The organism is Flavimaribacter sediminis (assembly GCF_019492055.1).
GTDB classification, from domain to species: Bacteria; Pseudomonadota; Alphaproteobacteria; order Rhizobiales; family Rhizobiaceae; genus Flavimaribacter; species Flavimaribacter sediminis.
Map to the genome: position 1 here is coordinate 321,798 of NZ_JAICBX010000002.1, position 14,093 is coordinate 335,890.

A 14,093-nucleotide genomic window follows, 5' to 3' on the forward strand; every position below is an offset into this window, starting at 1 on the left:
TGCTTACTCCAGCGACGGGCTGCAGATCAATTTACTGCAGCCATATTTTCACGCCAAAGCCGGTCGATATGTCGAAATATTTCTGGCAACCGGCGTCGCGCATTCGGATCGCAAAACCGCCACATGAGTGAATATTGAGTGTTTGCAATTCCTTGCAGCAGGCTTTACCCCTGATTTCATTCATGTATGGAGGATCTCGTCGAGTTGGAAGAAACCGGTTCACGCCGTACTGGTTGGATTCGCTGGATCGTCGCGGCAATCATCATTGCGGTGATCCTGGCGATTGTCAGCGGCATCGCGCTGCCATACGCCATCTCGACGGATCTGGTGAAGGACAGGCTGGAAAGAGAGATTTCCGAATGGACCGGCCATCAGGTCGAGCTCATCGACAGGCCGGAGATCGGTTTCTGGCCGGTTCCCCATATCGACCTGAACCGGGTCAGCATCACATCGCAACTGACGAATGACGCGGAACCGATCCTCTACGCCGACGAGATCAAGGCGGATTTCAGCATCCTGTCGGCTCTGACCGGCGATCCAAGCTTCTCGAACTTCATCATGGTGCGACCCGTCATGCGGGTCGAGAGGCTGCCCGACGGGCGAACGCCATGGTACAGCAGCACAGGGCGCATAGCCGAAGCCGTCGCCGCCACGATCGCCAAAAGCGAGGCGGCGGCCGGCGACGTCGACGCCAAATCCATGCCGGTTCCCGACTACCGGCTCGGCGATGTCACGATCCAGGACGGAACCCTGTCCTGGACGAACAGTCCGGCTGGCGTCGAGGAAAAGGTAACCGCGATCAACGGAACGATCAGCTGGCCTCGCCTTAACAGCCAGTTGCGCGGCAGCGTCAAGGGCATCATCCGCGGCGAGGCGATTGCATTGACCGTCGTATCCGACAAGCCGCTGGCGCTGCTTTCGCGGCAGACGGCGCCGATCGATCTGCAGATGGTTTCCACGCCTCTGTCGTTCTCATTCGACGGCACGGCCAACCTTTCGGACAAACCGTTTTTCGGCGGCAAGCTCAATATGCAGAGCACGTCGATGCGATTGCTGCTGGAATGGGCCGGCACGAAGATCAAACCCGGAGAGGCGCTGGGCGCAGTTTCGCTGGACGCGGAAGTTCAGATACAGCGCGGCCGGTCCATCCTCGACAAACTGATCCTGGAACTGGAGGGCAATCGCGGCATCGGCGTGCTGGATATTGAATATTCCGACGAGCAGAAACCCGGCGTCTCGGGCACCCTGGCCTTCAGCACGCTCGACATCATGTCCTTCCTGCGCGCGTTCACGCCGCTGCCACAGTCCGGCGACGACATTTCGAGCACCATCGACACGTCCTTTCTCCATCAGCTTTCGCTTGATCTGCGCCTTTCCGCGCAATCCGCCACTCTTGGACCGCTCAATCTCGCCAATGTCGCCGCCGCCGGACGCATCGCCGACGGTCGCGCCACCTTCGACGTCGGTGATGCGACGGCCTATGGCGGCCGCCTGCTTGGCCGCATCATGCTCGCGGAAAAGGGCATCGAAGGCGGAGGCGGGATCAAGTTTTCCGGTCGAGACATCAATCTCGAACAGGCGCTGAACGCCTTGAACTATGGCGGCCCCATTCTGCAGGGGCAGGCTTCCTTCGACATCAACCTCGCCTCCCGCTACCCGGCCTGGGCGACGGCGGCCACAGATCTTGACGGCAAATTCAAGCTTTCAATCGCCAACGGCGCCATTCCCGCCTTCAATCTGGAGGAATTCAAGAAGCGCGCCACGAGCGAGCAGTTTTTCGACATCAGCACGGTGGCCGACGGATCGCTGGCCTTTCAAACGGCCGAGATCGATGTCGATCTTTCCAACGGGCAGGCGCTGGTGAAATCCGGCCAAATCGTTTCCGCCAACGCCACGATAGAACTGACCGGCGTAATTCCTTACGCGCGCGGCGGACTGGCGCTGGTCGGCACGTTGACGGAAGGCCCGCCTGCGTCAGAGAACGCCGAAGCAGGCGATCCGCCGGCGGAGACCCGTTTCTTCGTTGGCGGATCCTGGCCAAGGCCGGTTATTTCGCCGATCTTCATGCCGTAGAGACGCAACACCTTACTGGTAATCGAAGGCGCTGAGCCCTGTAACCATCTCGTCCAGCCCCGAGGGGCGCGTGAGCGGCGGCTCGGCGCGCGCAGGGCAGGCCTGGCGTTCGCACAGCCTGCATGACGGGCCGATCGGCATCGGCGGAAGGCCGGGAGCGGACGCCGCAGCGCCGTAGACGACATCGTCCTTGAAACCGATATCGCAGCCGATCATCAATGCGGTCCGGCGCACGCGCTCGTTGAATGCGCCCCGCGGACCTTCCAGCGTTCTCGAAACGGTGAGGAACTCCGCCCCGTCCGGCATCTCGACGGCCTCAACGAAGACCTGGCCCGGCTGGCTAAAGGCTGCGTGGATGTTGAGCTTCGGACAAGCGCCGCCGAATCTTGAATGTGGAAACCCCCTCGCGCCGGCGCGCCTGAACCGGTTTCCGGCATTGTCTATTTCCAGCATGAAAAACGGTATGGCTGCAGCGCCTGGTCGTTGCAGCATCGTCAGGCGATTGGCCGCCTGCTCCCAGGAAACCCGGAAGCGCGAGCACAGGACGTCGATATCGTAGCGCGCGCGAACAGCCGCCGACTGGAACGCATTGTAGGGCATCAGTAGGGCATGCGCCGCATAACGCGCGATCTCGAAGCGTCCGAGGCGACGCGCCTCGTCCGTGGCGAAACCGAAATCGTCGAGTTCCTTTTGCACGATTTCCCGCATGGCGAGCTGGCTGGCCTCGACCGCCATTTCGCGAAGCTGGTCCGGGGGAGACAGCCGCTCGGACAGGAAAAGCCGCATGGAATGCCGGTCGAACCGCCTTCGCCAGTTGGGCATGGTGTGGACAGGCAGCAGCCGGACGACAATACCGTGTTCGCGCTTCAGCCAGTCTTTCAGCGACGACCCCGGATCGTCGCCGGAAATATTGTCAGCGGCGAAGGCCTCCGCCGCAACTTCGATCTTCTCGAAGTAGTTGGGTCGTCCCTCGAATGCTTCGCGCACCTCGTCCACAGGCAGCCGGGCGCTTGAAACAGATGTGGAGCGTCCCTCGCTCGCCAAAAGATCCGACAGGTCCGAAAGCCGCGACTGCGATTCCTTGTAGGCGCGATAGAGCTTGATGAACCCCGACGCCGCGTTGGGCGCGGCGTCCGCAACTTCGATCAGTTCCTGGTCGCCCGGCAGTTCATCGGCGAGCATGGGATCGGTAAAGACCTCCTTCAACGCCGTGACGGTCACCGTTGCTTCGCCCTGCAGCTCCTCCAGATCGAGCTTGTAGACGGAAGACAATTTGATCAGCAGCTGGACCGTCAGCGGCCGCTGGTTCCGTTCAATCAGGTTGAGATAGGACGGCGAAATGCCGAGTTCCTCGGCCATGGCCGTCTGGGTAAGGCCGAGTTCGTTGCGCACGCGACGCAGCCGTGGACCGGCGAATATCTTCTGTTCTGCCAATTTTACACCTTTTTACAAGACTTGACAGTTCCGACGCCCATTGTCGCTATTACAATTTTTACAAATTTACAATCGTACTTTGTCAAAATATCAACACTGTGACCCGATTATCGCCCACGTTTCCGGGAATTTTCTGGCGTTTTGTGCGTTGCGATGTAAATGCAGTCACATCGAAATTGATCACTGGTCACTCCAGACCTGATGAAGCAAAGAAGTAGCGGAGCAAGCTATGACTGATTTTTACAACTTGGTTCCTTCAGCGCCTGAAGGCCGTTTCGACGGCATCGAACGTCCATACTCCGTTGCCGATGTGCAGCGGCTGCGCGGTTCGGTCCAGATCAAATATTCCCTGGCCGAAATGGGCGCAAACCGTCTTTGGCAGCTCATTCAGGACGAAGACTTCGTCAATGCGCTGGGCGCCCTCTCCGGCAACCAGGCCATGCAGATGGTCCGCGCCGGCCTGAAGGCCATCTATCTCTCCGGTTGGCAGGTCGCCGCCGACGCCAACACCGCGTCCGCCATGTACCCCGACCAGTCGCTTTATCCGGCCAACGCCGGTCCGGAACTGGCCAAGCGCATCAACCGCACCCTGCAGCGGGCCGACCAGATCGAGACGTCCGAAGGCAACGGTCTTTCGGTCGACACCTGGTTCGCCCCGATCGTCGCTGACGCGGAAGCCGGCTTCGGAGGCCCCCTGAACAGCTTCGAACTGATGAAGGCTTATATCGAAGCAGGCGCCGCCGGCGTACACTATGAAGATCAGCTCGCCTCGGAAAAGAAATGCGGCCATCTCGGCGGCAAGGTCCTGATCCCGACGGCAGCCCACATTCGCAATCTCGACGCAGCCCGTCTGGCCGCCGACGTCATGGGAACGCCGACGCTGGTGATCGCCCGCACCGACGCAGAAGCCGCGAAGTTGCTGACATCGGACATCGACGAGCGCGACCAGCCTTTCGTCGATTACGACGCCGGCCGCACTGCGGAAGGCTTCTATACCGTCAAAAACGGCCTGGATTCCTGCATCGCGCGCGCCATCGCCTATGCCGAGCACGCCGACCTGATCTGGTGTGAAACCTCCAAGCCGGACCTGGAGCAGGCAAAGCGCTTCGCCGAAGGCGTTCACAAAGCCCATCCGGGCAAGATGCTGGCCTATAACTGCTCGCCTTCGTTCAACTGGAAGAAAAATCTGGACGACGCGACGATCGCCAAATTCCAGCGCGAACTGGGCGCCATGGGCTACAAGTTCCAGTTCATCACGCTCGCCGGTTTCCACCAGCTCAACTACGGCATGTTCGAACTGGCGCGCGGCTACAAGGATCGTCAGATGGCCGCCTACTCGGAACTGCAGGAAGCGGAATTCGCCGGCGAAGCCAATGGCTACACGGCGACCAAGCACCAGCGCGAAGTCGGCACCGGCTATTTCGACGCAGTCTCGATGGCCATCACCGGAGGACAGTCCTCGACCACAGCCATGGGCGAATCGACTGAAACCGCGCAGTTCCGGCCGGCCGCCGAATAAATACCACGGAGGGCGCGGGAAACGCCCTCCTTCACCCCGACGGAGCTTCCGTCATCTGCATACGCCAGAAAAGGAGTACCGAAATGGCACCGCAGACACGCGTCAAGGAACGGGCAGAAGAACAGTCTTCCGCCATGAGCGCAGATCAGCAGACCCTGATCCGCATGGTCGCCAACGACCTGCACAGGCTCAACCAGTCCGTGATGAAAGCCGTGGACGCAGGCGTGTCGGTCGAACTCGTCCGCTCCGCCCGTCATCATGGCGGCGACGGCAACTGGGGCGACCTGCTTATTCCGGTGATCGTCACGCAGGGTAAATAATCTGGGAGGGCAGCTTCGCACTTCGCGAACTGCTGAAAAGGCCGCCGAATGAGGGAAGCTATCTGCCCCCTCTCCTCGGCGGCCTTTTCGTGTTATCAGATTCCTGAACCGTTTCGGCAAAGGAAAGCGATACCGTCGAGGACCCCATGCGGCATGAGGACAAGAAGAACATTTCCAACGAGCAGAATCTGCCCGACAATTCGGAGGACCCTCTCCACCCACGCTCACTGAGACCCAAAAAAAGCCGCAGCAAACCAGGCTATCTGGACAATGTGCGCGGCGTGAAGAGCTGGAAGCAGGTTCGCGAATGGCTCAATTGGCGCGGAATAGAAGATATCGAATGCATCACGCCCGATCTCGCCGGCATACCGCGCGGAAAGATGATGCCGTCGTCCAAATTCACGTCCAATACGTCGCTGTCGCTGCCCTCGGCGCTCTATCGACAGACGATTTCCGGCGAATATCCGGAGGAAACCGGCAATTTCCGCTACGATCCGCGCGACGGCGACCTCAAGCTTGTGCCCGATCTGACAACCCTGTCCGCCGTTCCCTGGGAATCGGACCCGACAGCGCAGGTGATCTGCGACATCGTCGACACCAACGGCCAGGCTGTCGAGTATACGCCGCGCAATGTTCTCAAACGCGTGCTGCGCCTCTACAATGAGCAGGGCTGGAAGCCCGTCGTCGCGCCCGAGATAGAGTTCTATCTGATCGCGATCGACAACGATCCCGACAATCCGCTTCAGCCGCCTGTCGGACGGTCCGGTCGGACGATCGCCGGCGGTCAGGCCTATTCCATCGCCGGCGTCAATGAATTCGACGAGCTCATCGACGACATCTACCATTTCTCGGAAGCGCAGGGCCTCGAAATCGATACGCTCATCCATGAGGAAGGCCCGGCCCAGCTCGAGATCAATCTGCGCCATGGCGATCCGGTGGAGCTCGCCGACCAGGTCTTCATGTTCAAGCGCACACTGCGTGAGGCGGCCCTCAAGCACGGCATCTACGCAACCTTCATGGCCAAGCCGATGCAGGGCCAGGCCGGCTCGGCGATGCACATTCACCAATCGATCATCGACGCAAAAAGCGGCGCCAATATCTTCTGCAATCCGGACGGGTCTGCCTCACCGCGCTTTTTCTCGTTCATCGGCGGCATGCAGCACTTCATCCCGAAAGCGCTGGTAATGATGGCGCCCTACGTGAATTCCTACCGGCGGCTCACGCCTGAAATGGCCTGCCCGGTCAACACCGCATGGGGATACGACAACCGCACCACCGCTTTCCGGATTCCGAACTCCGAACCGGCGGCGCGGCGCGTCGAAAACCGCCTGCCGTCTTCGGACGCCAATCCGTATCTGGCGCTCGCCGCATCGCTTGCCTGCGGTTATCTCGGCATGATGCAGGAACTGGAGCCCGGCAACCCGACGTCGCACACCGCCAATGAGGGAACGACAGTCGATCTGCCGAGAGGACTTCTCGAGGCCGTCGCCTTGCTGGAAAGCGAACCCGCCTTCGCCGAAGTCCTGGGCGCGGAGTTCATCGGCAACTATGCCGGCGTCAAACGCGGCGAGTTCGAAACGTTCATGCGGGTCATCAGCCCGTGGGAGCGGCAATATTTGCTGCTCAACGCCTGACATGGCGACCCTCGAAGCAATGCGGCGAGCCTTCATTCGAGCGCCGGCCGCCCTGGATTAGAGGCGCTGACACAGAGAGTTCACAAATTCGATCTGGTCTTTTTAAATCGATTAGATTAAAGCACCATGGATATCCCCCGAACAGTCGGAATTCGTCATGAGCAGCCAGACTATCCCCGTTGATCCCTTTGACTACGTCGTGTTTGGCGGCACGGGCGACCTGGCCGAGAGGAAGCTGCTGCCTGCGCTCTATCATCGCCAGATCGCCGGTCAGCTGACTGAACCAACCCGGATCATCGGGGCATCGCGCTCGGAAATGGACACCGAGGCCTACCGCAATTTCGCCAGCGAGGCGCTGGCGAAGCACCTCAAACCCGGCGAATTCGACGACAAGGAGGTCGGCGACTTCCTGAAACGGCTGCAATATGTTTCTGTCGACGCAAACTCCGACCGGGGCTGGGACAAACTCGGCAAAGTGCTCGAAGGCGGTGAAAACTGCATTCGCGCCTTTTATCTCGCCGTCGCGCCATCACTCTTTGGCGATATCTGCGAACAGATCGCAAAGCACGCGCTGGTCAACGCGCAAACCCGCGTTGTGGTGGAAAAACCGATCGGCCGCGACCTGGCGTCGGCGCACGAACTCAACGACACGATCGGCCGGGTTTTCGACGAAGAACAGATTTTTCGCATCGACCATTATCTGGGCAAGGAAACGGTCCAGAATCTCATGGCCCTTCGTTTCGCCAACGCGCTCTACGAACCTTTGTGGAACTCTGCGCATGTCGACCACGTCCAGATCACCGTCGCCGAGGAAGTGGGCCTTGAAGGACGGGCAGGCTATTACGACAAGGCGGGCGCCCTGCGCGACATGGTGCAGAACCACATGATGCAACTGCTCTGCCTTGTCGCCATGGAAGCGCCGCCTTCAATGGACGCGGAGGCCGTGCGGGACGAGAAACTCAAGGTTCTGAGAGCGTTGAGCCCGATCGATCAGAACAACGCCGAAAAGCTGACGGTGCGCGGCCAGTATCGGGCGGGCGCCTCGGCCGGCGGCGCCGTCAAGGGTTATCTCGACGAACTCGGCGACAAGACCTCGAATACGGAGACATTCGTCGCGATCAAGGCCGAGATCCTGAACTGGCGCTGGGCCGGCGTGCCGTTTTATCTCAGAACCGGCAAGCGCCTGGGCCAGCGCGTTTCCGAAATCGTCATCGCCTTCAAGCCGATACCACATTCCATCTTCGACCAGAGCGCCGGCAGGGTGATCGCCAACCAGCTGGTCATCCGATTGCAGCCGGACGAAGGCGTACGGCAATGGATCATGATCAAGGATCCCGGGCCCGGCGGCATGCGGTTGCGCCACGTGCCGCTGGACATGAGCTTCGCCGAAGCCTTCGGCGTCCGCAATCCGGACGCCTATGAACGCCTGCTCATGGATGTCGTACGCTGCAACCAGACCCTGTTCATGCGCCGCGACGAGGTCGAGGCGGCATGGCGCTGGATCGATCCGATATTGAAGGCCTGGGAGGAAACCGCCCAGACGAGCCACAGCTATACGGCGGGCACCTCCGGTCCAACGCAATCCATCGCCCTGATAGAAAGAGACGGCCGCACCTGGCATGAGAGCAACTGACGTCTGAATTCAATGAACCAGCCAGAACCGCACGAATTTGAAGACCGGGAGGCCCTTGCGCAGGCGCTTTCAAACCGTATTGCGACGGCGTTGTCAGACGCCATTGAACTCAGAGGCCGGGCGTTGCTTGCAGTCTCCGGCGGCTCGACGCCGCGCGAACTGTTCAAGGCGCTGAGCGTCGAGGAGATCGACTGGAGCAAGGTCACAGTGACGCTTGTCGACGAGCGCTTCGTTCCGCCTTCACACGACCGGTCCAATCACCGGCTTGTGGCGGCGTGCCTGCTGCAGAACGCCGCCGCCCCGGCGCACTTCATTCCGCTCTACAACAATGCGGAGACGCCTGTCGAAGCGGCAAGGCAAGCATCCCGGCAGTTGGAACAGGCGGGCGACGCCATCGATGTCGCGATACTGGGGATGGGCGCCGACGGACACACGGCCTCATGGTTTCCCGGAAATGAGGGCCTGCCCGAATTGACGTCGCCGACCCAGGAAAAGCCGGTCATGGCGGCCGAGGGCACAGGCGTGCCCGAGCCGCGACTGACGCTGACGCTGCCCCGCATCGCCGGAGCGCGTCTGCTGGTGTTGCACATCGAAGGCGCTGACAAAAAAGAGACGCTCGACCAGGCGCTTGCAGGCGAAGCGGTGGAAGAGATGCCGATCCGCGCCATATTCAATTCAGACGCGCCTTCAGTCCAGCTTTACTGGGCGCCATAGGCCGGAACCACAATTCTAACCGCCAACCTGGCAGGACAGAAATGGCTGCACGAAACGACATAACGCGCATCACTGAACGAATTGTCGAGCGCTCGCGCGCAAGCAGAGAAATCTATCTCGAACGCATCGAAAAGGCCGGGCGCGAAGGGCCGCACCGCACCGAGTTGTCCTGTGGCAACCTCGCCCATGGATTCGCCGCCTGCGGCCTGTCGGACAAGGACGCGCTTGCCGGCGACGCCGTGCCGAATCTCGGGATCATCACCGCCTACAACGACATGCTGTCGGCGCATCAGCCATTCGAACATTTTCCCGATCTGATCCGGGCCGCCGCGCGCGACGCGGGTGGCGTCGCACAGGTCGCCGGCGGCGTGCCCGCCATGTGCGACGGGGTTACGCAAGGTCAGCCGGGCATGGATCTGTCGCTGTTTTCGCGCGATGTGATCGCCATGTCAGCGGCCGTTGGGCTATCGCACAACATGTTCGACGCGGCCGCCTTTCTCGGCGTCTGCGACAAGATCGTTCCGGGTCTGGTTATCGCGGCCCTGACCTTTGGCCATCTTCCAGCCGTCTTCATTCCCGCAGGGCCGATGACGTCAGGCCTTCCCAACGAAGAGAAAGTTCGCATTCGCCAACTTTACGCCGAAGGCAAGGTGGGTCGCGCGGAACTGCTGGAATGCGAGTCGCAATCCTACCACGGCCCGGGCACCTGCACCTTCTACGGCACCGCCAATTCCAACCAGATGCTAATGGAGATCATGGGGTTTCACCTGCCCGGCGCCTCCTTCATCAATCCCGGCACGCCGCTGCGCGACGCCCTGACGAAAGAAGCCGCAAAACGGGCGCTGGCGATTACCGCGCTCGGCAACGAATACACGCCGGCGGGCGTCATGTTCGACGAACGCAGCGTGGTCAACGGTCTTGTCGGCCTGCACGCAACGGGCGGATCCACCAATCACACCCTGCATCTGATCGCCATGGCGCGCGCGGCGGGCATTCACCTGAGCTGGGAAGATATTTCCGAGCTGTCGGACATCGTGCCGCTGCTTGCCCGCGTCTATCCCAATGGCCCGGCCGATGTGAACCATTTCCATGCCGCCGGCGGCATGGGGTTCCTCATCGGACAGTTGCTGGCAGGCGGACTGCTGCACGACGACGTCAGGACCGTCTGGGGAGAGGGCATGGCGGCCTATGCGAGCGAGCCAAGGCTAACAGAAGACGGCGCTGTGCGGCGCGAACCGGCCGCCGCGAAAAGCGGCGACGACAAGGTGCTCTCTACGATCGACAAACCGTTTCAGCCGAATGGCGGTCTGAAAATGCTGAGCGGCAATCTCGGCAAGTCGGTCATCAAGATTTCCGCCGTGAAACCCGAACGCCGGGTGATCGAGGCTCCTGCGAAAATCTTCGACAGCCAGAAGGACCTGCAGGACGCCTTCAAGGCCGGCCACCTGGATTGCGATTTCGTCGCCGTGGTGCGTTTCCAGGGACCAAAGGCCATGGGCATGCCCGAACTGCACAAGCTGACGCCGCCGCTCGGCGTGCTGCAGGATCGCGGCCACAAGGTGGCGCTTGTCACCGACGGACGCATGTCCGGCGCCTCCGGCAAGGTTCCGGCGGCGATCCACCTGACGCCGGAAGCAGTCGACGGCGGCCCGATCGCGAGGATCCGCGAAGGCGACATCATCCGGCTCGACGCGACCGCGGGCACGCTGGAAGTGCTTGTCGATCACGCGGAGTTCGACAAGCGCGCGCCTGAGACCGCCGATCTGACGGAAAGCAGCTACGGCATGGGCCGGGAACTGTTCGCCAATCTCAGGGCCGCCGCAGGTCCGGCCGACCAGGGCGCCAGCGTTCTGTACTGAGTATCAGAACTTCGGCGGCGTGCGCCCGGCCGCACGGTAGGCGGAAACGACTGTATTGGCCATCAGCATGGCGATCGTCATCGGTCCGACCCCGCCCGGCACTGGCGTAATCGCGCCGGCGACTTCCGAACATTCCTCATAGGCGACGTCGCCGACGAGGCGCGTCTTGCCTTCGCCGCGCTCGGGCGCCGGGATGCGATTGATGCCGACGTCGATGATCGTTGCGCCCGGCTTGATCCAGTCCTTCTTCACCATTTCGGGTCGGCCGACGGCCGCGACCACGATATCGGCGTTGCGGCAGGCAGCCGGCAGATCCGGCGTACGGCTGTGTCCGACGGTGACCGTCGCATTGGCGGCGAGGAGCAGGCTCGCCATGGGCTTGCCGACGATGTTGGACCGCCCGATGACGATCGCGTTGAGACCGGACAGGTCCCCGCCCCGCACGCGCTCGATCAGCAGCATGGAGCCGGCCGGCGTACAGGACACAAAAGCCTCATCGATGTCGCCGACTGTCAATTTGCCTGTATTGATGACGTGAAAGCCATCGACATCCTTTTCGGGACTGATTTTCTGGATCACCAGGCTTTCGTCGATATGCGAGGGCAGAGGGAGCTGAACCAGAATACCGTGGATCGACGGATCGTTGTTGAGATCCTCGACGAGCCTGAGCAGGTCAGCTTCGCTGGTCGATTCCGGCAGCGTGTGTTCCACCGAATGGAATCCACACTCGCGCGCCTTGCGCCCCTTGGAGGCGACATAGACCTGGCTTGCCGGATCCTCGCCGACAATCACCACCGCTATGCCCGGCGTCACGCCGGTCTCTGTCTGCAACGTCTGCGATGCGTTCTTGACCGTTTCGATCACTTCCGCCGCGACCGCCTTGCCGTCTATCACCGTGGCCATTCTGCTCTCCCCTTGCAACTTGCTGTGGCGCGCCTGTCGCTTACGTCGCTGACGCGGCAAGCGCAAGCCGTCACGCCGCCGCAGTGTGCAGATTTACAGCCGGGAAAATGGTCGAGAAACGGCGTTTCATGCACGATTTCACGCCTTCCCGACTTCTAAACAGTCGCCCGCCGGCTATAGAGTGCTCCTATGCGCCCTTCCCCTTCCTGTCTCTTCGATCCCGTCACGCTGCCATGCGGACGCATTCTCAAGAACCGTTTGGCGAAATCCGCCATGTCCGATTCGCTCGGCGACGGGCGCGGCGACCCCACGCCGCAACAAGTCCGGCTCTATGAGAGATGGGCTGAAGGCGGACTTGGCCTCTCGATTGTCGGCGAGGCCCAGATCAATCCGCATTTTGCGGAAAAGCCGGGCAACCTCGTGCTCAACGCCGCATCAAACAACAGGCTTTTTGCCGACCTGGCGCGAAGGGCGCAGACGTGCGACGCGCAACTATGGCTGCAACTCGGTCATGCTGGCGCCTTGGCGTATCCCCCGACCAGCCGACCGGCGGGACCGAGCGCTCTCGACCTGCCGGGACTGGTCTGCGACGAACTGTCCGGTGCGGCGATCAGACGGCTTCCGGAGGAATTTGCGCAGGCCGCGGCGCTTGCCAGGACGTTCGGATTCGGCGGCGTGCAGATCCACGCCGCGCACGGGTTTTTGCTCAGCCAGTTCCTCTCACCTCTTTTCAATCGCCGCAGCGACGCATTCGGCGGATCGGTCAGCGCCAGTAGCCGCATCCTTGTCGACATCATTGAAAGCACGCGACAGGCGGTCGGACCGGATTTTCCCGTGGCGGTCAAGCTCAACGCCACCGACGGGCTGGATGGGGGACTGACAGACGTGGAGTCGCTGGAGGTGGTGGAACGCCTTGATTCCACATCGCTGGATCTGATCGATATCAGCGGCGGAACCTATTTTCCGGGCGCTAAAGCCAGCTCCGACAGCGCCGCATCCGGCCCGTATTTTCTCGAATTTGCAAGGCAGGCGCGGAAACTGACGGACAAGCCGCTGATGGCGACCGGCGGCTTCAAGACAAGAGAGCAGGCGATCGACGCCGTGGCATCCGGCGCGGTCGATCTTGTCGGCATGGCGCGCGCTTTCGCGCTGGCGCCCAATCTTGCAGATCGCTGGAAAACACCCGAACCGGCCGATCCGCAATTTCCGAGATTTGGAAAGACAGGTCCCGGCGAGATCACGTCCTGGTATACGATGCGCCTCTCGGCATTGGCTGAAGACGAAGAGGTCGCGCCGGAGATCGACCCCGCCGAGGCGATGCGTCTCTATGAAGCCCGTGACAGAGCGCGCGTCGCGACCTGGCTAGATGCTTTTCCGCTGCCCTGAAGATGACTGCTCGTCCCGTCGCGCGCGCGTTGCGTCGTCAACCAGGGCGCGGATCTGCTTCAGGAGCGGATGGCGATCGGTCGCAGAAAGCCCGTAGGTCAGGTTGAACTCATAGTCGAAATCAGGCGCATTCTTCCCGACCACATGCTGAAGCATGGTCTCCAGCTTGTCGAAGCCCTTGGCCATAACCGCCTCCGGCGTTGACGCTTCATTGTATTCATCCCAGAGCGCGATGATTTCCGCCTTCAAATCCTCCGGCAATGGCGAACACAACACGACGAGGTCGCGTCGTTCACGCGCCGCCCGATCGTCGTCTTCGCGCTGATGGATCGCCGGCACGTCGCCGGAAATCGCCTCGCCGAGATCATGAACGATGCAGAGTTTGATCAGCCGATGCAGATCGACGTCATGCAATTCCTTCTCGAACAGCATCACCAGAAGGCACAGGCGCCAGCTGTGCTCGGCAGTGCTTTCGGCGCGTCCACCGGACGTCACGCCGCTGCGCAGTGTGTCCTTCAGCCGTTCCGCCTGGTGGAGGAAATCGATAATCCCCCTGATGCGCGCAGTATCCATTTCCGTCATGTCGCGATTACATTAACGCCGGCGGCGCCCCAGCGC

Annotated in this window: 11 protein-coding genes; 8 read left to right on the forward strand and 3 right to left on the reverse strand. The window is 61.3% G+C overall.

The genetic code is table 11. The features are described 5' to 3' along the window. The first annotated feature begins 186 nt into the window (after positions 1 to 186). On the forward strand, positions 187 to 2,073 hold the full coding sequence (locus K1W69_RS09730; protein ID WP_220228171.1) for an AsmA family protein: 1,887 nt from the start codon (positions 187 to 189) through the stop codon (positions 2,071 to 2,073). A gap of 12 nt (positions 2,074 to 2,085) precedes the next feature. Here K1W69_RS09730 and K1W69_RS09735 read toward each other — a convergent pair whose 3' ends face one another. Next, complete coding sequence (locus tag K1W69_RS09735) at positions 2,086 to 3,507, reverse strand: helix-turn-helix domain-containing protein (protein WP_220228172.1); 1,422 nt, start codon at positions 3,505 to 3,507, stop codon at positions 2,086 to 2,088. 229 nt (positions 3,508 to 3,736) lie between these two features. Between K1W69_RS09735 and aceA the strand changes: the two genes are divergently transcribed. The 6 genes from aceA to edd all read left to right on the forward strand — a co-directional run bounded on the left by aceA (position 3,737) and on the right by edd (position 11,186). Further along, positions 3,737 to 5,026: an isocitrate lyase gene (gene aceA / locus K1W69_RS09740; protein WP_220228173.1), complete on the forward strand. Its 1,290-nt coding sequence runs from the start codon at positions 3,737 to 3,739 to the stop codon at positions 5,024 to 5,026. 83 nt (positions 5,027 to 5,109) lie between these two features. Then, the gene (locus K1W69_RS09745; protein WP_220228174.1) at positions 5,110 to 5,346 is read left to right on the forward strand and encodes an SMc00767 family acetate metabolism repressor; all 237 of its coding nucleotides are present in this window, start codon (positions 5,110 to 5,112) and stop codon (positions 5,344 to 5,346) included. A 146-nt stretch (positions 5,347 to 5,492) separates the two neighbouring features. After that, positions 5,493 to 6,980, forward strand: a complete 1,488-nt coding sequence (locus K1W69_RS09750; RefSeq protein WP_220228175.1) for a glutamine synthetase family protein — start codon at positions 5,493 to 5,495, stop codon at positions 6,978 to 6,980. A gap of 157 nt (positions 6,981 to 7,137) precedes the next feature. Next, positions 7,138 to 8,613 (forward strand): glucose-6-phosphate dehydrogenase, encoded by a 1,476-nt coding sequence (gene zwf / locus K1W69_RS09755; protein WP_220228176.1) that lies wholly within the window; start codon positions 7,138 to 7,140, stop codon positions 8,611 to 8,613. Between the two features lie 12 nt (positions 8,614 to 8,625). Further along, the gene (gene pgl / locus K1W69_RS09760) at positions 8,626 to 9,327 is read left to right on the forward strand and encodes a 6-phosphogluconolactonase (protein ID WP_220228177.1); all 702 of its coding nucleotides are present in this window, start codon (positions 8,626 to 8,628) and stop codon (positions 9,325 to 9,327) included. Positions 9,328 to 9,368: 41 nt separating this feature from the next. After that, positions 9,369 to 11,186 (forward strand): phosphogluconate dehydratase, encoded by a 1,818-nt coding sequence (edd, locus tag K1W69_RS09765; RefSeq protein ID WP_220228178.1) that lies wholly within the window; start codon positions 9,369 to 9,371, stop codon positions 11,184 to 11,186. Between the two features lie 3 nt (positions 11,187 to 11,189). Here the strand turns inward: edd and folD are convergent, their stop codons facing one another. Further along, positions 11,190 to 12,089 (reverse strand): bifunctional methylenetetrahydrofolate dehydrogenase/methenyltetrahydrofolate cyclohydrolase FolD, encoded by a 900-nt coding sequence (gene folD / locus K1W69_RS09770; protein WP_220228179.1) that lies wholly within the window; start codon positions 12,087 to 12,089, stop codon positions 11,190 to 11,192. 189 nt (positions 12,090 to 12,278) lie between these two features. Between folD and K1W69_RS09775 the strand changes: the two genes are divergently transcribed. After that, positions 12,279 to 13,475: an oxidoreductase gene (locus K1W69_RS09775; RefSeq protein ID WP_220228180.1), complete on the forward strand. Its 1,197-nt coding sequence runs from the start codon at positions 12,279 to 12,281 to the stop codon at positions 13,473 to 13,475. Here the strand turns inward: K1W69_RS09775 and K1W69_RS09780 are convergent. Next, on the reverse strand, positions 13,452 to 14,057 hold the full coding sequence (locus tag K1W69_RS09780; protein ID WP_220228181.1) for an HD domain-containing protein: 606 nt from the start codon (positions 14,055 to 14,057) through the stop codon (positions 13,452 to 13,454). The two genes, K1W69_RS09775 and K1W69_RS09780, sit on opposite strands and share 24 nt — an antisense overlap. Between the last annotated feature and the right edge of the window lie 36 nt (positions 14,058 to 14,093).

Bases quoted from the DNA above. Each gene is read 5' to 3' on its own strand.
- K1W69_RS09730 (WP_220228171.1), top strand. From the start codon at position 187: ATGGAGGATCTCGTCGAGTTGGAAGAAACCGGTTCACGCCGTACTGGT.
- aceA (WP_220228173.1), top strand. From the start codon at position 3,737: ATGACTGATTTTTACAACTTGGTTCCTTCAGCGCCTGAAGGCCGTTTC.
- K1W69_RS09745 (WP_220228174.1), top strand. From the start codon at position 5,110: ATGGCACCGCAGACACGCGTCAAGGAACGGGCAGAAGAACAGTCTTCC.
- K1W69_RS09750 (WP_220228175.1), top strand. From the start codon at position 5,493: ATGCGGCATGAGGACAAGAAGAACATTTCCAACGAGCAGAATCTGCCC.
- zwf (WP_220228176.1), top strand. From the start codon at position 7,138: ATGAGCAGCCAGACTATCCCCGTTGATCCCTTTGACTACGTCGTGTTT.
- pgl (WP_220228177.1), top strand. From the start codon at position 8,626: ATGAACCAGCCAGAACCGCACGAATTTGAAGACCGGGAGGCCCTTGCG.
- edd (WP_220228178.1), top strand. From the start codon at position 9,369: ATGGCTGCACGAAACGACATAACGCGCATCACTGAACGAATTGTCGAG.
- folD (WP_220228179.1), bottom strand. From the start codon at position 12,089: ATGGCCACGGTGATAGACGGCAAGGCGGTCGCGGCGGAAGTGATCGAA.
- K1W69_RS09775 (WP_220228180.1), top strand. From the start codon at position 12,279: ATGCGCCCTTCCCCTTCCTGTCTCTTCGATCCCGTCACGCTGCCATGC.
- K1W69_RS09780 (WP_220228181.1), bottom strand. From the start codon at position 14,057: ATGACGGAAATGGATACTGCGCGCATCAGGGGGATTATCGATTTCCTC.